Genomic DNA, 23,994 nt, shown 5'->3' on the forward strand with positions numbered 1-23,994 from the left:
TGTGCCTGTGGATAGCTCTTGCAGACTATTGGCCCGGAATGTCCTTGCGCAGTTTTACCGGGTCCACGTCCTTCTTCCCGCGCGCGGTGCGCATGCGGATGTTCAGGGCTTCCACCGCCAGCGAGAAGGCCATGGCGAAGTAGACGTAGCCCTTGGGCACGTGGACTTCAAAGGCTTCGGCGATCAGCACAGTGCCGACCACGATGAGGAAGGACAGTGCCAGCATCTTCAGCGACGGGTGCTTGTCGATGAAGTCGCTGATGGCGCCGGCGCACAGCATCATCACCAGCACCGCGACGATGATCGCCGCAACCATCACCGGCACGTTGGAGACCATGCCCACGGCGGTGATCACCGAGTCCAGCGAGAACACGATGTCGATGATGGCGATCTGGATGATGGTGCCGAGGAAGCCGCCCATCACGCTCTTGGGTTCGTCCTCGGTTTCGTCTTCGCCTTCCAGGCCGTGGAAGATCTCGCTGCTGCTTTTCCACAGGAGGAACAGCCCGCCGAAGAACAGGATCAGGTCGCGCCCGGAGATGCCCTGGCCGAACACGTGGAACAGGTCCGCGGTGAGGCGCATCACCCAGGTGATCGAGAGCAGCAGCAGGATGCGCGTGACCATCGCCAGCGCCAGCCCGAAGAAGCGCGTGCGCGGCTGCATGTGCTTGGGCATGCGGCCGACCAGGATGGAAATCATGATGATGTTGTCGATGCCCAGGACGATCTCCAGGGCAGTCAGGGTGAAGAACGCAATCCAGATTTCAGGGCTGGTGAGCCATTCCATTTAATCGGTACTCGAAGTCAGTCGTTAAGCCATTCATTGATTGAACAGGGGGAACAGGCCCAGCAGCAGGGCTGCGGCCAGGATCGCCAGGCACACCAGCACGGCCCACTTGAGGGTGAAGCGCTGGTGGTCGCCGAAGTCCACCTTGGCCAGGCCCACCAACAGGTAGGTGGACGGCACCAGTGGGCTGAGCAGGTGCACCGGCTGGCCGACGATGGAGGCGCGGGCCATTTCCACGGGGCTGATGCCGTACTGCGCGGCGGCCTGCGAGAGTACCGGGAGCACGCCATAGTAGAAAGCGTCATTCGACATGAAGAAGGTGAACGGCATGCTCACCAGTGCCGTGATGGTCGCCAGGTACGGCCCGAGTGCCGGCGGGATCACCGCCAGCAGGCTCTTGGACATGGCTTCGACCATGCCCGTTCCGGAAAGAATCCCGGTGAACACGCCAGCGGCGAAGATCAGCGAGACCACCGCGAGAACGTTCTCGGCATGGGCGCCAATGCGCTTCTTTTGCTCCAGGATGCAGGGATAGTTCACGATCATCGCGATACCGAAAGCGATCATGAAGAGAACTGGCATGGGCAACAGGCCGGCGATCAGGGTCCCCATCAGAACCACCGTGAGCACCGCGTTGAACCACAGCAGGTGCGGTCGACGTGCCTCGGGATACTGCGACACGCTCACTTCCGCCATGGCCTCGTGGTCGGTGGGCAGGTGCAGCTCGCCCAGGCGGGCGCGCTCGCGTTTGCCGTAGACCCAGGCCAGGCCGAAGATCGCCGCGATGCCGGCGAGCATGGCCGGGATCATTGGCACGAAGATGTCTGCCGGGTCCACGTGCAGCGCGCTGGCCGCACGGGCGGTGGGGCCGCCCCAGGGTGTCATGTTCAGTACGCCGCTGGAGAGCATGATCAGGCAGGCCATCAGCAGCGGGCTCATGCCCAGCCGGCTGTAGAGTGGCAGCACGGCGGCGACGCAGATCATGTAGGTGGTCGAGCCGTCGCCATCCAGCGAGACGATCATCGCCAGCGCGGCGGTGCCCATCGACACCTTCAGAGGGTCGCCCTTGACCAGCCTGAGGATGCGCCGCACCGCGGGGTCGAACAGCCCGGAGTCGATCATGATGGCGAAGTAGAGGATGGCGAACATCAGCATCACGCCGGTCGGCGCCAGGGTGCGGATGCCGTCCAGCATCATCGGCCCCAGGCCCTTGGCGAATCCGCCGAGCAGGGCGAAGGCGATCGGGACCAGGATCAGCGCGATCAGCGCCGAGAGCCGCTTGGTCATGATCAGGAACATGAAGGTCGCCACCATGGCGAAGGCGAGGAAAGTCAGCATGGGGATAACTCCGGGTCGGCGCGAAGGATTAGCAGCGGCTGTGGATAAGTACGCGCGGAGCGGACGGAGTCGGGGCGGATAGGGACAGGAAGCGGGGCATGGGCGATCACCGATTGTTGTTTTTGTACGCTGCGCGAACGCAGGTCCGGCCGGGAGGACCGAGGCGGCGATGCTAGGGGGTCAAGCTTTCAGCAGGCTTTCGCAGTCGATGACCGCTGATCGGTGCGTCTTTGTAGGAGCGGTAGGAGCGAGCTGGCTCGCGAATAACGAACATCTCCTGTGAATAAGTGACCAGCGTGCTGCAAGTTCGCGAGCAAGCTCGCTCCTACAGGTTCAATCCAGTCGCGGTGGACGGCATCAGGAGCCCAGCGCCTGGATCGCCCCCATCACCACCAGCAGGCTGGCGCCGGCGAGCAAGGTCTGCAGGGTGATGATCCCGGCCATCAGCCCGCTCTCGCCGCCCAACTGGCGGGTCAGCACATAGGCAGTCGGGGCTGTGGGTAGCGCGAAGAACATCACCAGCAGGGCACTTTCCAGCGGCGGCAGCGCCAGCAGGCGGGCGATGGCGAAGGCCAGCAGCGGCATGGCCAGCAGGCGGATCGCGCAGTTCCAGCCCAGCGCCGAGACTTCTGCGCGCAGTTCCTGCGGCTGCAGGGCGGCGCCCACGCAGAGCAGGCCCAGCGGCAGGCTGGCTACCGCCAGCAGGTTGAACAGCCGGTCAGTGCCGCCGGGCATTCCAATGCCCGTCACGTTGAGCAGGGCGCCAGCGACGCAGGCGAGGATCAGCGGGTTCTTCACGATGGGCAGCAGCAGGGAACGCAGGCTGATGCCGCGTTCGGCGGTCAGCGCCCAGACCGACATCACGTTCACCGTCGGTACCATCAGCGCCAGCATCAGCGCGGCCAGGGTCAGTCCCGGCTTGCCGTAAAGGCTGCCGACAGCGGCGAGGCCCAGGTAGGTGTTGAAGCGCAGCACGCCCTGGGCAATAGCGCCGAAACGCGCGGCGTTCCAGCCGCGCAGGCGCTTGACGATCAGCAGGGCGACCCAGGCGACGCCCAGGCCCAGCATGACTGCCAACGCCTGACGGGCGAGGCCGGGATCGTTCAGCGGTGCGCTGGCCAGGCTGCTGGCCAGCAGCGCGGGGAACAGGATGAAGTAGTTGAGCCGCTCCGCAGCGGGCCAGAAGGCGTCGCCGGGAAAGCCTTTGCGGCGCAGCACGAAGCCGCCGACGATCAGCGCGAACAACGGCCAGAGGGCCTGGAACAGAGCGGTCACGGTAACCCCAAGAGGGTGGTGGAGGCAGGCATCTTGCCGAGGGCGCGCGGGGAAGGGCAAGGCGTGTGGATAAGCTTTCACGCTGCCTGAAGCGGTTTTCCACAGACGCAGCCGCTGTGGAAAACCTTGTCCACAGAGTCAGCGACGGAAACCGCCTCCGCCGAAGTGGCCACCGCCGAAATGCCCGCCACCGAAGCCGCCGCCGCCCCATTGGCGCTGGGTCTGGCCGAAGCGTTGCTGGCCGACCTGGCGCGACTGGTACTGCTGGTCCAACTGGCTGCGGACGTTGGCCTGGTTCTGTTGAACCGGCTGCCATCCGTTGCTGGTGTGCTGCTGCCAGCCGCTGTCGGTGTGCTGATAGACGTTGCCGTCGTGGCCGGCATACACGTCGCCGTTCTTCCAGGCCACCGCATTGCCGGTGCGGCGGTTGTAGCTGACGCCCTGGTTCTGCTTGTCGTAGCTGCCGCGGCCATCGTCCACGTCGCCGGAGACGCCTCGCTCGGCGATGGTGGTGCGACCGGTCTGGGCGTTGTGCTGGATACCCTGCTGGCCAGCCTTGAAGTCACCGCTGTCGGCGTCGTAGGCGACACCGCCGCGGCCTGCGCCGGACATGCCGGTGGACGCGTTGGAGTAAGCCCCGCGCCGCCCGGCCGCGCCCTCGTCGGTGTAGGGATTGAAGGCCGAACCCTGGGCGCCCTGGAAGTGCGTACCGGTGCGCGGGTTGTAGCCCACCGCCGAGCTGCCCTGCCACTGGGTACCGGTCCAGCCGTTGTAGCCGTAGGCGTGGGTCACAGTGCCCTGGCCCCAGCGGCCGTAGAAGTTCGCCTGGTTCACGTTGGCGTAGCTCCAGCCGCCGTGCGGATAGGGGCCCCAGTACGGGCCCCAGTAGGGCTCCGCAGACCCCCAGTAGGCGCCCGCCGCGTAACCGAAGGCGAAGCCGGTCAGAGCGCCCACGGCAAAGCCCGCGCCGTAGCCGTAGGTGGGTGGATAGCCGTAGTAGACGGTCTGGCTGACGTAGGCCGGGTAGGTGTAGCCGGTGCCATAGACCACCGTGCCGTCGCTGTTCACCACCACGCCCAGGTAGCCGGGCGTGTAGCCCACCACTACCGTCTGCGGATTGACCGAGTAGATGTGCACATAGGTCACGTAGTACACCGGCGAGCTGGGCGGGATGCCGTAGATCTCCGCCGGCACCTCGGTCGCCACCTGCCACGGGCCGGTGGGGCTGGGGGCGACGAACCAGACGCCGTTGGTGACGGCGAAGAACTGGTTGGGCGCGACCTCGATCACCGGCGTCGGTGTGTTCACCGCGTACTGCAGGTTGGTGCCGCTGATGGGCTGGAAGCTGGGCGCGCCGTCGTAGCTGACCTTCATGGTTGCCTTGCTGCGCGAGACCGAGGCGGTTTGCGGGATGCTCGCCGCGATGGCTGCTTCCTTGGCCTGAGGAGTGCCGGGCACCGAGACCAGCACGTTGGCCTTCGGGTCCTTGGGCGAGATCCTGGCGAAATCGGCGGGCAGGTCCTTGCCCTCGACGAACTGCCATGGTCCCTTCTCGCCGGGGCCACTGAACCAGCGTCCGGAGAGCAGCACGTACCAGGTGTTGTGGGTTGGATCGACGAACACCGCGTGGTCGGCATTCTGCATCGTCAGCAGGCTGACGCCGTCCACCGGCTGCATCTGTGCGGTGCCGTCGCTGACGATCAGCTCGGTGGGGCGGGTCGCTACCAGGATCGCAGGCGCCTTGCCCGGCACTTTGCCGTCCTTGGGCAGCAACGCGTCCACCGGACCGGCTTTCTCCGCCACCTGCTGCGCGTTGAGCAGCGCCTTGGGTGGCTGGCTCAGCACCAGCCAGCTGCCATCCAGCGCCTGGGCCGTGTACCAGTTGCCGGCGGCATTGAGGTAGTGGTTGCCCTGTGCGTCGCGCAGGATCAACACGCGGCTGTTGAGCACGCGCTGGAAGTCGCTGCCCGGCAGGGCCTGCCAGTTCGGCTGGCCGTCGATCATCACCAGCACGGTCGGCGTCGCGGCGAAGACGATCTGCGGCGCGTCGTTCTTCACGTCCACATGGCGCAGCTGATCGAGTTGCTGGTTCACCGCGTAGCTGGCCTGCAGCTCATCGAGGGAGACAGTCAGGCCGTCCTTGGGCAAACGCGCCACCAGCGCGTCGCGCACATTGCCGGCGCTGTCCGGGGCAGTGGGCACTTCCACCTTGTCGATGCGCAGGTCGGTGAGTTGCACCAGCCCCGTGGCCTTGTCGATGGCGGCAGCGGCGGAGAACTGCGCCACGCCGTAGGTCGGTGCGCCGTTGGCGGGCCCGATGGCGATGGCCGCGCGGCCACTCATGCGGGTTCCGTCCCAGCCCTCGATCTGCGGCTGGAAGATCTGCACGTGCTGTTCGCCCAGGGCGAAATCCCGCGGCCATTTCAGCTCGGTGACGGCCGGGGCCTGGGGATCGGCGGCGAAGGAAAGAGCAGGGTGCAGCGATAGCCCGATGGCGAACGCCAGGGCCGACAGAACGGGACGTAAAGCCATGCTGGAAACCTTCCTTGAGGAGAGCTGCGTTCAACCTTAGTGCAGCGCGGAACAACCCGCGCGGCCCCGAGCTCTCCCCTGCGCCATGCTGGTGCAGTTTTGCCCGCAAGGCAGCTTTTTCTTATGGCGCAACGACATATTTAATAATTTTCCGAGCCTCCCGCTTCGGCCACCATCGGCCTGTCAGACATGTCGCGAGACAAAGCCTTCAGACGCAGAGCCAAAGAGCTCGATGCCGCCCATGTCCCGGTTTTACCGGCCTCCTGGCCACTGCCGCAGTAAATCAACAACAAAAGCCAAACGGCTGTGGGAGTGCTTCATGATCAAGTCCTTGCTCGTGCGTTCCATCGCGTGTTCCGCCCTGGCTCTCGCCGCCGTTTCCGGCGCGCAGGCCGGCACCCTGTCCATCGGCCACACCACCTGGGTCGGTTACGGCACCCTGTACCTCGCCCGCGACCTGGGCTACTTCAAGGAACAGGGCCTGGACCTGCAGTTGACCACCATCGAGGAAGCCTCGATGTACATGGCGGCCCAGGCTTCCGGCCAGCTCTCCGGCTCGGCCTCCACCATCGACGAAATCCTCAAGTACCGGCCCAAGTTCTGCTTCAAGGCCGTGGCCGCGCTGGACGACAGCCATGGCGGCGACGGCGTGCTGGTGGGCAAGGACGTCACCTCGCTGGCCCAGCTCAAGGGCCAGGAAGTGGCGGTCAACGAAGGCTCCGTCTCGCAGTTCTGGCTGGCCTACCTGCTCAAGCACGCCGGCATGAGCATGAGCGACATCAAGGTGCAGAACATGACCGCCGATGATGCCGCCAGCGCCTTCATCGCCGGCCGCGTACCCGCCGCCGTGACCTGGGAGCCGCATCTCTCGCTGGTCCGCGAGAAGCAGCAGGGCAAGGTGCTGGTGGACAGCTCCACCACCCCCGGCGTGATCGTCGACGTAGTCGCCCTCAACTGCGACGTCATCGAGAAGCAGCCCGAGGACGTGAAGGCCCTGGTGAAAGGCCTGTACAAGGCCGTGCAGTACACCAAGGAGCACCCGGACGAGGCCTACGCCATCATGGCCAAGGGCGTCGGCGGCTACCTCTCCGATCCCAAGGCCCTGGCCGATGCCGCCAAGGGCGTGCGCTTCTACGACAAGGCGATGAGCGAGCAGCTCATTGGCACCCCCGGCAAGCCCGGCGACATCAAGGGCCTGATCCGACTCGCCAACGAGACCTGGAGCGGCCTGCAGGGCAAGCGCCTGGAAGTCAGCTACGACGACCTGGTCGACCCGCGTTTCGTCTCCGAGTAACCGTCTCACTCTTGTCCCCGCGGGCGGCCTGGCGCCGCTCGCCTGGAGGAATCCGCGATGCCTCGTCGTTCGCAATCCTGGCTCAGCCGTTGCCTGACGCCCAAGGTCGACCTGCCGTTGAAGCTGGTCTGGTCCGCCGGCACCCTGTGCTGGCTGCTCGTGTTCGGCCTGTGGGCCGGGCTTTCCTACGGCGGCGTGGTGCCGGCGATGTTCCTGCCGACCCCGGACGCGGTGCTCGCGGCCGGCGTGCGCCTGGCCAGTGATGGCACCCTCGCCACCCACGTGATGGCCAGCGTCAAGGTGGTGATGATCGGCTTCATCATCTCCTCGCTGGTGGCCGTGCCGCTGGGCCTGCTGATGGGCAGCTTCCGCATCGTCCAGGCCTTCCTCGAACCGCTGGTGAACTTCATCCGTTACCTGCCGGTGACCTCCTTCGTGCCGCTGTTCATCCTGTGGATCGGCATCGGCCTGGAACAGCGCGTCACCGTGATCATCTTCGGCGTGTTCTTCCAGCAACTGGTGATGATCGCCGACGTCTCCCGCGGCGTCGCCAAGGACCTGGTCAACGCCTCCTACACCCTGGGCTGCAACCGTCGCGACGTGGTCCTCCACGTACTCGGCCCGGCCTCGCTGCCCGGCGTGCTCGACACCCTGCGCGTGACCATGGGCTGGGCCTGGACCTACCTGGTGGTCGCCGAACTGGTCGCTGCTTCCAGCGGCCTGGGCTACATCAGCCTCAAGGCCATGCGCGGCTTCCAGGTCGACGTGATCTTCCTGGCCATCGCCATCATCGGCCTGCTGGGCCTGATTACCGACCAACTGTTCCGATTCATTCGACTGAAGGTGGCGTCATGGGCGCAGTAGCGATCAAGCAGGAAGAACAATCCGTGACCGGTCAGCAACCTGCCAGCCCGGCCCGCCTGCGGGTGGAGAACGTCAGCCTGCGCTACCGCACGCCGGACGGCGGCACTTTCAGCGCGCTGGAGAACGTCTCCTTCGAAGTACCGGACCAGCAGTTCGCGGTCATTGTCGGCCCGTCCGGCTGCGGCAAGTCGAGCCTGCTCTACCTCACTGCCGGCCTCTCCGAGCCCACCGAGGGCGACATCTACGTCGGCGGGCAACTGGTGGACGGCCCCGGCGCCGACCGCGGCATGGTGTTCCAGAGCTACACCCTGTTCCCCTGGCTCACCGTGCGCCAGAACGTCGAATTCGGCCTCAAGCGTCGCGGCATGCCGGCGGCCGAGCGCCGCGAGATCGTCGACTACTACCTCGACGAAGTCGGCCTGCGCCGCTTCGAGAACAACTACCCCAAGCAGCTTTCCGGCGGAATGATGCAGCGCGTGGCGATCGCCCGCGCGCTGGCCAACGACCCGCAGATCCTGCTGATGGACGAGCCCTTCGGTGCCCTCGACAGTCAGACCCGCATGCAGATGCAGCAACTGCTGCTGCGCGTGTGGGACCACAGCAAGAAGACTGTGGTGTTCGTCACCCACGACATCGACGAGGCCATCCTGCTGGGCGACCGCGTCTACGTCATGGGCGCGCGCCCAGGGCGCATCAAACGCATCCTCGACGTGCCCATCGAGCGCCCGCGCTCGCTGGACATGGTCATGGACCGCCAGTTCATCGAGATGAAGCGCGAGATCCTCGGGCTGCTGCACGACGATCTGGAAGAGGCGCATTGAAAGCCCGTCGCCGCTATCCCTCACCCCAGCCCTCTCCCAAGGGGAGAGGGAGCTGTTGCGGTGCTCGCGATGAGCACCGTGCATGCCGGCTGACTTGGATTGCCCCCTCTCCCTCCGGGAGAGGGTTGGGGTGAGGGCGCTCCACCATTCACGCAACACTTCAAAGGGAGCCCCCATGTCCTCCTCCAACGATTCCACCTACGACTACCTCATCGTCGGCGCCGGTTCCGCCGGCTGCGTCCTGGCCAACCGCCTGAGCGCCGACCCGTCGGTGCGCGTCTGCCTGCTGGAAGCCGGCGGCAGTGATGCCAGCCCGCGCGTGCAGACGCCTGCCGGAACCATCACCCTGTACAAGAGCAAGATCTTCAGCTGGAACTTCTACTCCGCACCGCAGAAGCGTCTGAACAACCGCGAGCTGCATTGCCCGCGCGGCAAGGCCCTGGGCGGATCCAGCTCGATGAACAGCATGATCTACATCCGCGGCCACGCCTCCGACTACGACCGCTGGGAAGCCGAAGGCTGCCCCGGCTGGGGCTGGAAGGACGTGCTGCCGTTCTTCAGGAAATCCGAACGCAACCTGCTCGGCCAGGACCCGGCGCTGCACGGCACCCTGGGCGAATTGGTGGTGGACAAGCCGCGTGACCCCAACCCGTTGTCGCACCTGTTCATCAAGGCTGCCGAACACCTGGGCCTGCGCCGCAACGATGACTTCAACGGCCGCGAGTTCGAAGGGGTCGGCATCTACAACGTGACCCAGAAGGACGCCAAGCGCCTGAGCAGCTACCGCGCCTTCGTCGCGCCGCTGCAGCGGCCGAACCTCACCGTACTGACCGACCGTCAGGTCGGCCGCCTGCTGCTCGAAGGCGAGCGCGTCACCGGCCTCGAACTGCGCAGCGGCGAACGCCTGCTGGCGCGCCGCGAGGTGATTCTGTCGGCCGGTTCCCTCGGCTCGCCGCAGATCCTGCTGGCTTCCGGCATCGGGCCGGGTGAAGAGTTGAAAGCCGCCGGCATCGCGGTCAAACACGACCTGCCGGGCGTGGGCAAGAACCTCCAGGATCACCTCGACGGCCTGGTCACCGTGCGCTCGCCGAGCCCGTTGAGCCTGGGCTTCTCCCTCGGCTCGCTGCCGCAGATCCTGCTCTCGCCGTTCAAGTACCTGCTGGCGAAGAAGGGCTGGCTGACCACCAACTACGTCGAGGCCGGTGGCTTCGCCCGTACGCCGCTGGCCGATTCGCTGGCTGACGTGCAGTTCCACTTCGTGCCCGGCTATCGCAGCCACCGTGGCCGCCTGTTCGAGTGGGGTCATGGCTACGCCGTGCATACCTGTGTGCTGCGCCCCAAGAGCATCGGCGAGCTGCGCGTGAAGCCCGGCGGCGATATCGAGATCGACTACAACTTCCTCGCCAACGAGGAAGACGGCCGCGTGCTGGTGGAAGGTGTGAAGCTGGCGCGCAAGATCCTCGCCCAGCCGGAGTTCGACAGTATCCGTGGTGCCGAAATGCTACCCGGCCCGCAGGTGCAGACCGACGAGCAACTGCTCGAACACCTGCGCGAATACGCCGCCACCGTGTTCCACCCGGTGGGCACCTGCAAGATGGGTGAGGACGCGATGGCCGTGGTCGACCTGCGCCTGCGGGTGCATGGCTTGAAGGGCCTGCGCGTGGTGGATGCGTCGATCATGCCGACGCTGATCAGCGGCAACACCAACGCACCCTGCATCATGCTCGGCGAGCGCGCGGCGGCGATGATCCTGGAAGACAGCCGCATCGCTTCCACTGTCCCCGCCCAGGCCGTTCCGGCCTGAGCGGCTTCATGTAGGAGCGAGCTTGCTCACGAACAGTTTGAGCCGGCGACTCCATGAGCCGGGCTGGTTCGCGAGCAAGCTCGCTCCTACAGGGCTGGCTCTGGGATTTCCAGTCGCGCAGGAGCGGACGCCCGGCGCGGTGCGGACCTGTCGCGGACAGTCCACTCCTGCAACAGCCAATCCGATGCTGTGGATAACCCTCTACAGCCCAAGGTCACTCAGCGACGGATGATCGTCCGGCCTGCGGCCCTGCGGCCAGTGGAACAGGCGCTCGTCCTCGCTGATCGGCAGGTCGTTGATGCTGGCGTGGCGTTCGAACATCAGGCCGTTCTCGTCGAACGCCCAGTTCTCGTTGCCGTAGGAGCGGAACCAGTTGCCCGAGTCGTCGTACCATTCGTAGGCGAAGCGCACGGCGATGCGGTTATCGGTGAACGCCCAGAGCTCCTTGATCAGCCGGTACTGCTGTTCGCGCACCCATTTGGCGGTGAGGAACTGGACGATCTGCTCGCGGCCCTGGACAAAGGTCGCGCGGTTGCGCCAGCGGCTGTCCGGCGTATAGGCCAGCGACACGCGGTGCGGGTCGCGGCTGTTCCAGCCGTCCTCGGCGAGGCGGACTTTCTGGATGGCGGTTTCGCGGGTGAACGGTGGGAGAGGGGGACGGGCTTCGCTCATGGTGGCCTCCTGATTTTAGTGGGTGAGGAACCTGGTGCTCATCCTCCGCCTGGCCTGCGGATGGGTAAATGACGGTAATCCCACAGATATTGCCAATCGCGGCCGATGCTTTTGCTGTTTGTAGGAGCGAGCTTGCTCGCGAACCCACCTAGCTCCAACGCTGCCGGTTGATTCCGTTCGCGAGCAAGCTCGCTCCTACAGGGTGTGCTGGGTGACGGGCTTGGCCACGACTTTGCGCAACCCCACCCGATCCTGGCTCGGGCACACCCCGAACTTCGCCCGATAGCTGCGCGACAGGTACGAGGGGGTCTCGAAGCCGCAGGCCACGCCGATCTCCAGCACGCTCATGTCGGTCTGCCGTAGCAGCTGGCGGGCCTTGTCCAGGCGCAGGCCGAGGTAGAAGTTCGATGGCGTGTCGTTCAGGTGCAGGCGGAACAGGCGCTCCAGCTGGCGCCGGGTCACCTGGATGCGCTCGGCCAGCTCCAGCGTGGTCAGCGGCGGCTCGGTGTGGCGCTCCATCTCGCCGATCACCTGCACCAGCTTGCGGTTGTTCACCCCATAGCGGCTGGCGACCTGCAGGCGCTGGTGATCCTGCCGGTTGCGGATACGCCCGACCACGAACTGCTCCGACACCTGCACCGCAAGCTCCGGCCCATGGGCCTGGGCGATCAGGTCGAGCATCAGGTCGATGGACGCAGTGCCGCCAGCGGAAGTGATGCGCGGCCCATCGATCTCGAACAGCTCCTGGGTCGCCTGCACCTGTGGATAAGTTTCCCGGAAGGCGTCCAGCGCCTCCCAGTGCACCGTGCAGCGTTGGCGCTGCAACAGGCCGGCCTCGGCCAGCACGAAGCTGCCGGTATCGATGCCACCCAAGGTCACGCCCTCGCGGTCCTGGCGCTTGAGCCAGTGCAGCAGCGCCGGGGTGCACGCACGCAACGGTTCGAAGCCGGCCACCACCAGCAGCGTGTCGCCCTCGCGCAGGGCCTCCAGGCCGCTGTCGGCGTTCATCGACATGCCGTTGCTGGCCAGCACCGGCCCTCCATCCAGGCTCATCAGGTGCCAGCGGTACAACTCGCCGCGAAAACGGTTGGCTACCCGCAGCGGCTCCACGGCGGAGACGAACCCCATCACGGAAAAGCCGGGCAACAGCAGGAACCAGAAGTCTTGGGACATGGCGGGTACCGTGCGATCGAGGGCAGCTGGGTGGCAGCCTGCCCATGCTTATGAACCAAGGACGTCGCCCTGGCAATCGGGGAGGTCGCTGCTGTGCAAGAGCTGGTCGCCGCTGTGCGATTCACCGGCGCGTCGCCTGCGTAATTTGTTCTCCAGCCCCCGTGAGGGCCGCATGACCTACAACAACGAAAACCAACGCCGCAAAGGCCTTGAGGGAGAAGTCATGAAGCTATCGATCCGAGCGCTCGGCTGTGCCGCGCTCCTGCTCGCCGCCAGCACCAGCTGGGCCGCCGAGCCCGCCCAGTGCCAGAACGTGCGCATGGGCAGCGTGAACTGGACCGACGTAGTAGCCAGCAGCGCCGTGGCCGAGGCCGTGCTCGATGGCCTGGGCTACAAGGTCAAGCAGACCAGCGCCTCGCAGCAGATCATCCTCGCCGGCATGGCCGACAAGCAGCTCGACGTCTTCCTCGGCTACTGGCAGCCAACCATGCAACCGGTGGCCAAGCCCTACCTCGACAAGCAGCAGATCGACGTCATCACCCCGCCGACCCTGCCTGACGCGCAATCCACCTACGCTGTGCCGACCTACGTCTACGACGGCGGTCTGAAGACCTTCGCCGACATCGCCAAGTTCAAGGACAAGCTGGGCAACAAGATCTACCTGATCGAGCCCGGCAGCGGTTCCAACCGCATCACCGCGAAGATGATCGCCGACGACAAGTTCGGCCTGAAGGGCTTCCAGATCGTCGAGTCCAGCGAGGCCGGCATGCTCACCGCGGTCAAGCGCGCCATCAAGCGCAAGCAGTGGGTGGTGTTCTTCGGCTGGAAGCCGCACCCGATGAACCTGCAGATCGACATGAAGTACCTCACCGGCAGCGACGACGTGTTCGGCCCCAACGAAGGCTCCGCCACCGTTTCCATCATGACCGCCGGCGGCTACCAGGCGCAGTGCGGCAACGTCGCCAAGCTGCTGCACAACCTCAAGTTCAGCAGCGAGCAGGTCAGCCAGGTGATGGTGCCGATCCTCGACCGCAGCCAGCCAGTTGACGCCGCCAAGGCCTGGCTGAAGCAGAACCCCGAGCCGCTCAAGGCCTGGCTTGACGGCGTGACCACCTTCGATGGCAAGGATGGCCTCGCCGCCGTCCAGGCCTCGCTGAAGTAACCCACTACCAGCAACTCCCTGCGCGTCGCCTGGCGCGCGGTGGGTTCGTTCGACCCGAAGAAGGACTGCCACCGTGAATTACGAAGTCATTGTCACCTGCGCGGTGACCGGCGCCGGCGACACCGTCGGCAAGCACCCGGCGATTCCCGTCACCCCCAAGGAAATCGCCGCCGCCGCCATCGAGGCCGCCAAGGCCGGCGCTACCGTCGCCCACTGCCACGTCCGCGACCCGCAGACCGGCAAGCCCAGCCGCGATGTGAAGCTCTACCGCGAAGTGGTCGAACGCATCCGCGAGAGCGACACCGACGTCATCATCAACCTCACCGCCGGCATGGGCGGCGACCTGCAGATCGGCCAGGGCGAACAGCCGCTCGAGTTCGGCGCCGGCACCGACCTGGTCGGCCCGCTGGAGCGTTTGAAGCACGTCGAGGAACTGCTGCCGGAAATCTGCACCCTGGACTGCGGCACCCTGAACTTCGGCGACGGCGACTTCATCTACGTCTCCACTCCGGCCCAGCTGCGTGCGGGCGCCAAGCGCATCACCGAGCTGGGTGTGAAGGCCGAGCTGGAAATCTTCGACACCGGGCACCTCTGGTTCGCCAGGCAGATGCTCAAGGAAGGTCTGCTGGAAGACCCGCTCATCCAGATCTGCCTGGGGATTCCGTGGGGCGCCCCGGCCGACACCACCACCATGAAGGCCATGGCCGACAACATCCCCGACGGCCTGACCTGGGCCGGCTTCGGCATCGGCCGCGCGCAGATGCCCATGGTCGCCCAGGCCATGCTGTTGGGCGGCAACGTGCGGGTCGGCCTGGAAGACAACATCTGGCTTGACCGTGGCGTGCATGCCACGAACGGCCAACTGGTCGAACGCGCTATCGAGATCATCGAGCGCCTGGGCGGCCGCGCCCTGACCCCGGCCGAGGGGCGCAGGAAGATGAACCTCAAACCCCGTACCTGACTGCGACGCTTTCGTAGGAGCGAGCTTGCTCGCGAACCTGCCCAGCTCTGTCGTCGCCGGCTGGCGTTGTTCGCGAGCAAGGGCTAGGCGCCCCCCTCGTTCCTACAGGTAATCCTCATTCTTGTTGGAGCCATTCATGTCCTTCATCACCGACATCAAAACCTTCGCCGCCCTTGGCAGCGGCGTCATCGGCAGTGGCTGGGTCGCCCGTGCCCTGGCCCACGGCCTCGACGTCATCGCCTGGGACCCAGCCCCCGGTGCCGAAGCCGCGCTGCGCGCGCGCATCGCCAATGCCTGGCCGGCGTTGGAAAAAGCCGGCCTCGCCCCTGGCGCCTCGCAGGGACGCTTGCGCTTCGTCGCCACCATCGAAGAGTGCGTGCGCGACGCCGACTTCATCCAGGAAAGCGCCCCCGAGCGCCTCGACCTGAAGTGCGAACTGCACGCCAAGATCAGCGCCGCCGCCAAGCCCAACGCCTTGATCGGCTCCAGCACTTCGGGCCTGCTGCCCAGCGAGTTCTACGCCGACGCCACGCACCCCGAGCGCTGCGTGGTTGGCCACCCGTTCAACCCGGTGTACCTGCTGCCGCTGGTGGAAGTAGTGGGCGGTGCGAAGACCGCGCCGGAAGCCGTGCAGGCCGCGATCAAGGTCTACCAATCCCTCGGCATGCGGCCGCTGCATGTGCGCAAGGAAGTCCCCGGCTTCATCGCCGACCGCCTGCTCGAAGCCCTCTGGCGCGAGGCCCTGCACCTGGTCAACGACGGCGTCGCCAGCACCGGCGAGATCGACGACGCCATCCGCTTCGGCGCCGGCCTGCGCTGGTCGTTCATGGGCACCTTCCTCACCTACACCCTGGCCGGCGGCAACGCCGGGATGCGCCACTTCATGGCCCAGTTCGGCCCCGCGCTGCAATTGCCCTGGACCTACCTGCCGGCCCCGGAGCTGACCGACACCCTGATCGACCGCGTGGTGGAAGGCACCAGCGAGCAGCAAGGCTCGCGCAGCATCGCCGAGCTGGAACGCTACCGCGACGACTGCCTGCTGGCGGTGCTCGGCGCCATCAAGGACACCAAGTCCAAGCACGGCTTCGCCTTCGCCGACTAACCTCACGGTTCACCACCTGCTCCGAACCGCCCCCTCTCCCCCTGGGAGAGGGTTGGGGTGAGGGCATCACGGACGCGAAACCATGCACGCCCTGAAAACCTACGAAACCCCCATCCTCGCCGAGTGGACCGACTACAACGGCCACCTGCGCGATGCCTTCTACCTGCTGCTGTTCAGCTACGCCACCGACGCCCTGATGGACCACCTGGGCCTCGACGCGGAGCATCGCGCCGCGACCCACGATTCCCTGTTCACCCTCGAAGTGCATCTCAACTACCTGCACGAGGTGAAGGAGGGCGAGAAGGTCGAAGTGCGTACCCAGCTGATCGCTCACGACCGCAAGCGCCTGCACGTTTTCCACAGCCTGCACCGCGCCAGCGAAGACCTTGCCCTGGCCGCCAGCGAGCAGATGCTGCTGCACGTGAACCTCGAAGGTGGCGCGCGCTCGGCGCCCTTCGAAGGTGTGGTGCTCGAGCGCGTGCTGGCGCTGGCCGAGGCCCATCGCCCATTGCCGCGTCCGGACTACGTCGGCCGCGTCATCGGCCTGCCGGGCTGAGCGCGCATGAGCCGGCGCTACCCGCTGTCGGATGCCATGCAGGCCTTTGTCGCCGAGACCGAGAGCCATGCCGTGGCCGATCCGTCCCTCGCCGCCCAGCGAGAAGGCTACGAGCGAATGGCCGCCGCCTTTGCTCCGCCAGTGCCGCCCGGCCTGTTGGTGCGGGACGTTCAGCCGGACGGCCTGGTCGAGCTGCGTCTTTATCGGCCTGACGGAGCGCCACCGGCGGATGGCTGGCCCACCGTGTTCTACATCCATGGCGGCGGTTGGGTACTGGGCAACGCCCACACCCACGACATGATCTGCATTCCCCTGGCCGCGGAACTGGGCGCGCTGGTGGTCGCCCTCAGCTACCGGCTGGCGCCGGAGCACCCTTATCCCGCCGCCCTCGACGATTGCCTCGGTACCTGGCGGCGCATCCAGCAGGACGGCCTCGGCGAGGCTGTGGATAAACGCCGCATCGCCGTGGCCGGTGACAGTGGCGGCGCCAACCTCGCCGCTGCGCTTTGCCAGGCGCTGCGTGGCAGCGGTGAGCCACTGCCCGTTGCCCAGATGCTGATCTACCCCGCCCTGGGCAACCTCGATACGCCCTCGCGCACCACCTGCTCCGACGCCCCGCTGATGACCAGCGCTGCGGTGGACGAATACCTCGCCGCCTACCTCTCGTGTCCCGCCGACTGGCGCGACCCGCTGGCGCTACCGCTGCTGGCCGAAGACTTCTCCGGGCTGCCGCCGGCCTTCATCGCGGTCGCCCAGTTCGACCCGCTGCGCGATGACGGCGCGCTGTACCGTGACCGCCTGCGAGAAGCCGGCGTGGCCGTGGATTACTTCCCCGGAGCCGGCCTCGTCCATGGCTGCCTGCGCGCCCGTCGCGTGGCGGAAGTGGATGCCCTGCGCGGCGCCCTGATCGCAGCCCTGCGCCGCAGCCTGAGCTGACACGGAGAAGCGCATGGAAATGACGCGGGAAGGTCCCACCATTGCCGACTGGCGCACTTATCCACAGACCGCTGCGCTGACCTCGCTGCGCCGGCAAGCCAACCGTCTCGACCCGGGCAGCGGCGAACGGCACCTGCAGGGCTGCTACATCGATCGCGACGAACTGCTCTCGCGCATCCTGGTGTTGCAGCGCGAGGGCTGAGTGCGCAGAACCTCCCGCGTAGGAGCGAGCTTGCTCGCGAACCTCCCAGCTCGAAAATCACCGGATATCCTGTTCGCGAGCAAGCTCGCTCCTACAAAAAGCCGGACAAAAAAATCCCCTGCGGCGCCCGACGCGCGGCAGGGGACAAATCGAGCCGATGCGGGCTCTTTCGTGTGCGAGGCCCGCAGCTGGCGCCGGTGCCGGCTGCGGGGTATGTAAGCCAGTCTGCGCGTCGCGCCGCCGCCTCGGTTAGCCGAAAACGACCTGCGCGTGCCCGCCGCGGACATTCCGTCGGACAGGTGCTTGCCGCGCTTCGCCGGGCTTACCAGAATCGATGCAGACCCCTGCCGCTCCCAAGGAGACCCGCGATGATGCACGCCGACCTGATCGACCAGGACGATTTCCGCGAACGCCTGCAAGCGCTGGGTTTCGCCGTGCCGCCGGACGTCACCGCCGAACAGGCCTGCGAATACGCCGTGCGTGGCCTGACGCCCGAGCGCTCGCTGGCGCTGCGCCGCCTGGTGGAAGAAATGCTCGCCGGCAATGCCACCCTGCTGCCGGCGGTACGCGAAGCGATCTCGCGGCAGTTGCTGCCGGCGCTGGTACCCAAGGCCTTGTGAGCGCTGCTGGCGCACCACGACCGGGGCTGCCGTCATCGCAGGTCGACGGCTACCTCCAGTGGTAGCAGCGGGAAGCTGTCGTCTTTGGGATCGCCCAGCAGGGCCAGGTAGCGTCGGCCCTGCTCTTCCACCGTGACCTTTCGCCCCGCCTCCAGCGGTAGTGTCGGGCAAAGCACGCGCAACTCGTTCGTTTCGGGCAACAGCAGGGCAGGGCGCGGCGCACTTTCCTGCAGCTTGCTGCGCAGGCTGAGGCGGCAGGGGCGCGGCTGCAAGGATAGCCAGGCACCGTGCACTTCGTAGCGGTCGCCACCGAGCAAGCGAAGGCTTTCCACCTGCGCCAGTTGCCAGGAGCCCGCGGGGGACAAGCCGATGCCGAGCAGTTCGCCGACAGCGGGTGGTGGTGAGTCTTCCCAGTACCCGCTGATATGGCGTTCGTTGGAGCGAGGCTGTGATAGCGGAAGAGTGGGTGGAAGACTGGGCTTCATTGTGGAACGGCTGAATTCGATGGCGGGCGAGTGCGCGACCATTTCGTCCAGCCCGCCACGGCCGCCGGAATGCTGGGCCCAGACGTCGTTTACCTGTTGCTGGCGCTCGAAGTGGCGGGCGTCGAGACGCGTGTCGTCGGCGGCGCCCAGGTGCGCGAGCAGCGCAGGGAGTCCTCGGCAGACCTGCCAGGGCTCGGCGTGTGTCTCCGTTACGCTCCAGCAGGCGAGCAGGTGGGCATTCAGGTCGAAGGCGGCGTCGCCTGTACTGGCGGCGGTGAAGCGCTTGAGCATGTCCAGCAGTTCATCGAGCACCAGGGCGAGCCCGTGCTCGCGGCTGACAGCGCCGGGATCAAGGAAGGGGCAGTCGTCCTTTTGTTCGAGTCGCCAGTGGCTGCCAGGCCGTTCCGGTTGGATGTGTACGATGGCGGCAAATACCTGGGCGGATTCGATCAGCGCAGGCAGGCATTGCGCGGGAACCTCCAGCGGCCGGGAGCCGGCGACGATCAGGCAGTGCAGGTAGCCACCGGCGATGGTCTGGCTCTGTGGTTCGAAGGCTTCGCCGTCGTCAATGGGCAAGTGCTGGACTTCGAGCTTCAGGGCGCGTCCGTAGACTTGGTGCAGCAGGCTCCATAGTCCTGGCGGCTCGGGGTGGTGGTTCTGCAGGTAGTTGCAGTGGATTTCCTGCAGGCTGCGCACCATGCGCTGCATCAGCAGGGCGGCGGTCTTGCGCTCCGCTCGGCGGGTGCGCAGCAGGTGCCAGTAGCCGCTGAGCAGTCGTCGGTGCAGCGCGAGGATGAGCTTTCCCGCCTTGTCCGCCCGAGCCTGTTCGAGGGCGCCTGCATGCTCGCCGAAAAGCTCGGAAAGATGACGGCTGACGTCGAAGATCTGTGGGCGCAGGCGTTCGAGCTCGCGCAACAACTGGATGCCGGTCAGCGTCGAGTGGTCCAGTTCGATGGCTGTGCGGTACAGCTCCCGCGTTCGCTGCGCCAGGTAGTCGAGGGCGTTGTCCATATGTCCCATGGCTCCGAAGCTCGTCGGATTTGGCCGACGCTTCGGAGACTGCGGGATTCAGGGCGATTTGCGATTCAGACGATTCTGAATGATGGGGTGCCATGCGTCACAGGCATGAAAAAGGGAGGCTAAGTGCCTCCCTCTTTCGTGTCGCGGCATGCCGGACTCAGAGCACCCGCACGCTGGCGAAGGTGGATTCGCCCTGGGCCTGGCTGAGCGCGGAGATGGCCGAGGAGTTGGGCATGAGGGCGAGGTCCTGCGGGATGGGCATGACCATGACCGGCTGGCCGATCGGCTGGCCCTGGCGCTCGTCGCGCGGCGGGATGCCGAAGTATTCGCGGTAGCATTTGGAGAAGTGCGGGGTGGAGACGAAACCGCAGACCGAGGCGACTTCGATGATCGACATGGAGGTCTGCTTGAGCAGCTGGCGCGCGCGGATCAGGCGCAGCTTCAGGTAGTAGCGCGACGGCGAGCAGTGCAGGTACTTCTGGAACAGGCGCTCGAGCTGGCGGCGCGAGACGTTGACGTAGACCGCCAGTTCGTCGAGGTCGATGGGCTCCTCGAGGTTGGCCTCCATCAGGGCGACGATTTCCTGCAGCTTGGGCTGGTTGGTGCCGAGCATGTGCTTGAGTGGTACGCGCTGGTGGTCCTGCTCGTTGCGGATGCGCTCGTAGATGAACATCTCGGAGATCGCCGCCGACAGCTCGCGGCCGTGCTCGCGGCCGATCAGGTGCAGCATCATGTCCATCGGCGCGGTGCCGCCGGAGGAGGTGAAGCGGTTGCGGTCGATGGAGAACAGGCGAGTGCTCATGGCCACGCGGGGGAAGGCTTCCTGCATGGCGGCCAGGCATTCCCAGTGCACCGAGCAGTCGTAGCCGTCGAGCAGGCCGGCTCGGGCCAGGGCCCAGCTGCCGGTGCACACGGCGCCGAGCTTGCGACCCAGGCGTGCCTGGGCCTGGAGGAAGGTGGTGTGCTCGCGGGTGACGCTGCGCTGGATGCCGACGCCACCGACCACGATCAGCGTGTCCATCTGCGGGGCGCTGTCACAGGCCGCGTCAGGGGTGATCTGCAGGCCGTCGCTGGCCCAGACCTGGCGGCCGTCGAGGCTCAGGGTGTGCCAGCGGTAGAGTTCGCGTCCGGATAGCTGGTTGGCCATGCGCAGCGGTTCCACCGCGGAGGCCAGGGAGATCAGGGTGAAGTTGTCCAGCAGCAGGAAGCCGATGGACTGCGGAGCTCGGTTTTGCGGGGGAACTCCGGGGTTGAACGCGTTCATTCAGTCACCTCACGCTAGTCACAGTCGCCTCGCTGGAGGCGTTTCTTATGCTTGTTCTTCTGTTGGGAAATTCGCCCCAGGGTCGCCCGGGACTATTCCTCTGATTGCTCTCTTCCTAATAGCAAGGCAAATGCCGTGCCTAGGTTGAATGGGCGTTCAATTAAAAAAGAAAACGGCATGGGAATGCCGTTTTTGCAGGCCCGGAATGCGACCCCTCGAAGGTCGCAAATACGCATGGATCGTGGGCTGGGGTTTTTGGTAGCACTCACCGGTCACGCGACCGGCGGTGCTGTGCCCGGAACGGTAACGCCCATTGCAATGTCGGGACGGGCGTACTGCTTGCGCCATCCGAGGGCGCGCTGGCTCTGGCGTGGTCGATTGAGGGTCAGCACTCGATGATGCTGACGGCCAATCCGCCGCGCGAGGTTTCCTTGTACTTGTCGTGCATGTCCGCGCCGGTGTTGCGCATGGTGCGGATTACCTGATCGAGACTGATGAAGTGCTGGCCGTCGCCACGCAGGGCCATCTGCGCGGCGTTGATGGCCTTCACTGCGGCGATGGCGTTGCGCTCGATGCAGGGCACCTGGACGAGGCCGCCGACCGGGTCGCAGGTCAGCCCAAGGTTGTGCTCCAGGCCGATCTCGGCGGCATTCTCCACCTGTTCGGGGGAGGCGCCGAGCACTTCGGCGAGGCCCGCCGCGGCCATGGCGCAGGCGGAACCGACTTCGCCCTGGCAGCCGACTTCGGCGCCGGAGATGGACGCGTTCTTCTTGCACAGGATGCCGACGGCGGCGGCGGCCAGGAGGTAGTTGGTGACGTCGTCGTCGCTGGCGTCGGGGTTGAAGCGCATGTAGTAGTGCAGCACCGCCGGGATGATGCCGGCCGCGCCGTTGGTGGGCGCGGTGACCATGCGGCCGCCGGCGGCGTTTTCCTCGTTCACGGCCAGTGCGAAGAGGTTGACCCATTCCATCGCCGAGAGGGTCGAGCCGATGACGTTGGGCTTGCCGATTTCCTGCAGGTTGCGGTGCAGGCGCGCGGCGCGGCGCTGCACGTTTAGGCCGCCGGGGAGGATGCCTTCGTGGCGCAGGCCGTTGTCGACGCAGTCGCGCATGGCCTGCCAGATGACTTTCAGACCTTCGCGGATGTCGGTTTCGCTGCGCCACATGCGCTCGTTGGCCATCATCAGCTCGGACACGCGCAGGTTGTGGCGGCGGCAGAGCATGAGCAGTTCGGCGGCGCTTGCGAAGTCGTAGGGCAGCACGGTGTTGTCGGTGTCGAGGCTGCCGGAGGCGGCCTGTTCCTCGTCGACCACGAAGCCGCCGCCGATGGAGTAGTAGGTATCGCTGTGCAGCACGTGGTCGCCTTCGATGGCGGTCAGGCGCATGGCGTTGGGATGGTAGGGCAGGTTCTCTTCGAGCAGGCGCATGTCGCGGACCCAGTCGAAGGGGATCGCCCGGCTGCCGGCCAGCAGCAGTTCGCCGCTGCTGCGCAGCTGCGCCATGCGCGGTTCGATCTGGCTCGGGTCGATGCGGTCCGGCCATTCGCCCATCAGGCCCATGATCACGGCGCGGTCGGTGCCGTGGCCGACGCCAGTAGCGGACAGCGAGCCGTACAGGCGCACTTCCACGCGGCTGGTGCGTTCGAGCATCTGCCGCTCGCGCAGGGCGCCAACGAATAGCGCGGCGGCGCGCATGGGGCCGACCGTGTGCGAACTGGAAGGGCCGATACCGATCTTGAACAGGTCGAACACACTGATTGCCATGCCGGACTCCGGGCGAGCTGCACGTCCATGGGGAGGGGGATAGGCACGTCCCTGTGCCCGCGATGCCCGGCCATCATCGACCCAAGTCCGGCACTGGCTGCGTCCATCGGCGACGCGGCCGTATCCAATAACGCCGCTCGCGACTCCCGTTGGGGCAGGGCGCGGGAGCGCCTGTTCCGGGGCCGACGAAAGCTTGCCTCTTTACGACGCGAGCGCCGCGAACCACGACCGGTCGATAGGCGCGCACCACTGCGCTGTTCCATGATCCGCCACCGACGAACGGCAGCGTTCGCCCGTATCCACCCCCATTCTCCGCAGTCAGAGGCTGGTCTCATGAAGAGTCTTGTGTCGTCGCTGTTGGCGTTATCCGTGGTACTACCGGGCGCTGCGCGCGCCGCCGAACCCGAATCCTGCGCCGTGGTGCGCTTTGCCGATGTCGGCTGGACCGACATCACCGTGACCACCGCGGTGACCCGCCTGGTGCTCAGCCACCAGGGCTATCGCACGCAGGTAGTGCGGCTGTCCGTGCCGGACACCTACAAGGCGATGGCGGAGAAGAAGATCGACGTGTTCCTCGGCAACTGGATGCCGAGCATGGCGGGCGACATCAAGCCTTTCGCCGACAAGGGCCAGGTGGAAACCGTCGGCGCCAACCTCGAAGGCGCCAAGTACACCCTGGCGGTGCCGCGCTACGCCTATGAGGCTGGCCTGAAGACTTTTGCCGATATCGCAAAATTCAAGGAGCAGCTGGGCGGGCGCCTCTACGGCATCGAGCCGGGCAACGACGGCAACCAGCTGATCCAGAAGATGATCAAGGAGAAGGCTTTCGGCCTGGGCGACTTCAAACTGGTGGAGTCCAGCGAGGCGGACATGCTGGCCTACGTCAAGCGAGCCGGGGCCTTGAAGCAACCCATCGTGTTCCTGGGCTGGGAACCGCACCCGATGAATACCCGAATCCAAATGAACTATCTGGAGGGAGGGGATTCCTACTTCGGTCCCAACTATGGCGGTGCGACGGTCTTCACCAACGTCAGAGCAGGCTATCTTCAGGAGTGCCCCAATGTCGCGCGGCTGCTGAAGAACCTGAAATTCGACCTGGCGATGGAGAACCAGTTGATGGATGCGGTGCTCAACGAGCGACGCAATCCCCGCCAGGCCGCGAAGAGTTGGCTGAAGGCCAACCCGCAGGTGCTCGATGGCTGGCTGCAGGGTGTCGCTCCGAGTACAGCGGGCGCGGCGCCAGGGGGCCAGAAAACCGCCGCCATGGAATGATCCGGGCCTCTGGAAGTCGCTGGAACCGGGCCTTTCCACTGGATGCGACATGGCTGGTGCTGAATACGACTTCGCCTGCACTGGATGCGACC

At 66.0% G+C, this 23,994-nt stretch carries 21 protein-coding genes; 12 read left to right on the forward strand and 9 right to left on the reverse strand.

The window, feature by feature from the left end; all coding sequences use genetic code 11:
• Nucleotides 1-25 precede the first annotated feature (25 nt).
• The 4 genes from AC2T4A_RS04925 to AC2T4A_RS04940 form a co-directional block, all read right to left on the reverse strand.
• The gene (locus AC2T4A_RS04925; RefSeq protein WP_416744171.1) at nucleotides 26-787 is read right to left on the reverse strand and encodes a TerC family protein; all 762 of its coding nucleotides are present in this window, start codon (nucleotides 785-787) and stop codon (nucleotides 26-28) included.
• Between the two features lie 33 nt (nucleotides 788-820).
• Nucleotides 821-2,125 (reverse strand): CitMHS family transporter, encoded by a 1,305-nt coding sequence (locus AC2T4A_RS04930; protein WP_416744172.1) that lies wholly within the window; start codon nucleotides 2,123-2,125, stop codon nucleotides 821-823.
• 357 nt (nucleotides 2,126-2,482) lie between these two features.
• Entirely contained in the window at nucleotides 2,483-3,460 is a 978-nt protein-coding gene (locus AC2T4A_RS04935; protein WP_416744390.1) for an AEC family transporter, read from the reverse strand.
• 78 nt (nucleotides 3,461-3,538) lie between these two features.
• Nucleotides 3,539-5,932: a carbohydrate-binding family V/XII gene (locus tag AC2T4A_RS04940; protein ID WP_486742843.1), complete on the reverse strand. Its 2,394-nt coding sequence runs from the start codon at nucleotides 5,930-5,932 to the stop codon at nucleotides 3,539-3,541.
• Between the two features lie 319 nt (nucleotides 5,933-6,251).
• Between AC2T4A_RS04940 and AC2T4A_RS04945 the strand changes: the two genes are divergently transcribed.
• The 4 genes from AC2T4A_RS04945 to AC2T4A_RS04960 all read left to right on the forward strand — a co-directional run bounded on the left by AC2T4A_RS04945 (nucleotide 6,252) and on the right by AC2T4A_RS04960 (nucleotide 10,715).
• Complete coding sequence (locus tag AC2T4A_RS04945) at nucleotides 6,252-7,226, forward strand: ABC transporter substrate-binding protein (RefSeq protein WP_416744176.1); 975 nt, start codon at nucleotides 6,252-6,254, stop codon at nucleotides 7,224-7,226.
• A 57-nt stretch (nucleotides 7,227-7,283) separates the two neighbouring features.
• Nucleotides 7,284-8,090, forward strand: a complete 807-nt coding sequence (locus AC2T4A_RS04950; RefSeq protein ID WP_024764976.1) for an ABC transporter permease — start codon at nucleotides 7,284-7,286, stop codon at nucleotides 8,088-8,090.
• On the forward strand, nucleotides 8,078-8,911 hold the full coding sequence (locus tag AC2T4A_RS04955; protein ID WP_416744178.1) for an ABC transporter ATP-binding protein: 834 nt from the start codon (nucleotides 8,078-8,080) through the stop codon (nucleotides 8,909-8,911). The genes AC2T4A_RS04950 and AC2T4A_RS04955 overlap by 13 nt, the downstream gene beginning before the upstream one ends.
• A 175-nt stretch (nucleotides 8,912-9,086) precedes the next feature.
• A complete protein-coding gene (locus AC2T4A_RS04960) occupies nucleotides 9,087-10,715 on the forward strand; it encodes a GMC family oxidoreductase (RefSeq protein WP_486742844.1) in 1,629 nt (542 codons plus the stop codon).
• 201 nt (nucleotides 10,716-10,916) lie between these two features.
• Here the strand turns inward: AC2T4A_RS04960 and AC2T4A_RS04965 are convergent, their stop codons facing one another.
• The gene (locus tag AC2T4A_RS04965; protein WP_486742845.1) at nucleotides 10,917-11,387 is read right to left on the reverse strand and encodes a nuclear transport factor 2 family protein; all 471 of its coding nucleotides are present in this window, start codon (nucleotides 11,385-11,387) and stop codon (nucleotides 10,917-10,919) included.
• 195 nt (nucleotides 11,388-11,582) lie between these two features.
• Nucleotides 11,583-12,560: a GlxA family transcriptional regulator gene (locus AC2T4A_RS04970; RefSeq protein WP_486742846.1), complete on the reverse strand. Its 978-nt coding sequence runs from the start codon at nucleotides 12,558-12,560 to the stop codon at nucleotides 11,583-11,585.
• A 223-nt stretch (nucleotides 12,561-12,783) separates the two neighbouring features.
• Here AC2T4A_RS04970 and AC2T4A_RS04975 point away from each other — a divergent pair, with 223 nt between their 5' ends.
• The 7 genes from AC2T4A_RS04975 (at nucleotide 12,784) to AC2T4A_RS05005 (ending at nucleotide 18,099) form a co-directional block, all read left to right on the forward strand.
• Entirely contained in the window at nucleotides 12,784-13,722 is a 939-nt protein-coding gene (locus AC2T4A_RS04975; RefSeq protein WP_416744184.1) for a choline ABC transporter substrate-binding protein, read from the forward strand.
• Between the two features lie 73 nt (nucleotides 13,723-13,795).
• A complete protein-coding gene (gene cdhC, locus AC2T4A_RS04980) occupies nucleotides 13,796-14,683 on the forward strand; it encodes a 3-dehydrocarnitine:acetyl-CoA trimethylamine transferase CdhC (RefSeq protein ID WP_486742847.1) in 888 nt (295 codons plus the stop codon).
• 136 nt (nucleotides 14,684-14,819) lie between these two features.
• Nucleotides 14,820-15,785: an L-carnitine dehydrogenase gene (locus AC2T4A_RS04985; protein ID WP_486742848.1), complete on the forward strand. Its 966-nt coding sequence runs from the start codon at nucleotides 14,820-14,822 to the stop codon at nucleotides 15,783-15,785.
• A gap of 82 nt (nucleotides 15,786-15,867) precedes the next feature.
• Nucleotides 15,868-16,341, forward strand: coding sequence for a thioesterase family protein (locus tag AC2T4A_RS04990; RefSeq protein WP_416744189.1), 474 nt, complete (start codon nucleotides 15,868-15,870; stop codon nucleotides 16,339-16,341).
• 6 nt (nucleotides 16,342-16,347) lie between these two features.
• Entirely contained in the window at nucleotides 16,348-17,277 is a 930-nt protein-coding gene (locus tag AC2T4A_RS04995; RefSeq protein ID WP_486742849.1) for an alpha/beta hydrolase, read from the forward strand.
• 13 nt (nucleotides 17,278-17,290) lie between these two features.
• Nucleotides 17,291-17,479, forward strand: a complete 189-nt coding sequence (locus AC2T4A_RS05000; protein ID WP_486743745.1) for a hypothetical protein — start codon at nucleotides 17,291-17,293, stop codon at nucleotides 17,477-17,479.
• 368 nt (nucleotides 17,480-17,847) lie between these two features.
• Complete coding sequence (locus AC2T4A_RS05005) at nucleotides 17,848-18,099, forward strand: hypothetical protein (RefSeq protein WP_024766693.1); 252 nt, start codon at nucleotides 17,848-17,850, stop codon at nucleotides 18,097-18,099.
• Nucleotides 18,100-18,131: 32 nt separating this feature from the next.
• Here the strand turns inward: AC2T4A_RS05005 and AC2T4A_RS05010 are convergent, their stop codons facing one another.
• The 3 genes from AC2T4A_RS05010 to AC2T4A_RS05020 form a co-directional block, all read right to left on the reverse strand.
• Complete coding sequence (locus AC2T4A_RS05010) at nucleotides 18,132-19,604, reverse strand: hypothetical protein (protein ID WP_486742850.1); 1,473 nt, start codon at nucleotides 19,602-19,604, stop codon at nucleotides 18,132-18,134.
• Nucleotides 19,605-19,761: 157 nt separating this feature from the next.
• Complete coding sequence (gene gbdR / locus AC2T4A_RS05015; protein ID WP_024766695.1) at nucleotides 19,762-20,868, reverse strand: choline metabolism transcriptional regulator GbdR; 1,107 nt, start codon at nucleotides 20,866-20,868, stop codon at nucleotides 19,762-19,764.
• Nucleotides 20,869-21,253: 385 nt separating this feature from the next.
• Nucleotides 21,254-22,630: an L-serine ammonia-lyase gene (locus AC2T4A_RS05020; RefSeq protein WP_416744198.1), complete on the reverse strand. Its 1,377-nt coding sequence runs from the start codon at nucleotides 22,628-22,630 to the stop codon at nucleotides 21,254-21,256.
• 333 nt (nucleotides 22,631-22,963) lie between these two features.
• Here AC2T4A_RS05020 and AC2T4A_RS05025 point away from each other — a divergent pair, with 333 nt between their 5' ends.
• Nucleotides 22,964-23,902 carry a choline ABC transporter substrate-binding protein gene (locus AC2T4A_RS05025; RefSeq protein WP_416744199.1) on the forward strand — a complete coding sequence of 313 codons (939 nt, stop codon included), beginning with the start codon at nucleotides 22,964-22,966 and terminating at the stop codon, nucleotides 23,900-23,902.
• Nucleotides 23,903-23,994 lie beyond the last annotated feature (92 nt).

This window comes from Pseudomonas sp. PVC-3-1 (assembly GCF_057444315.1).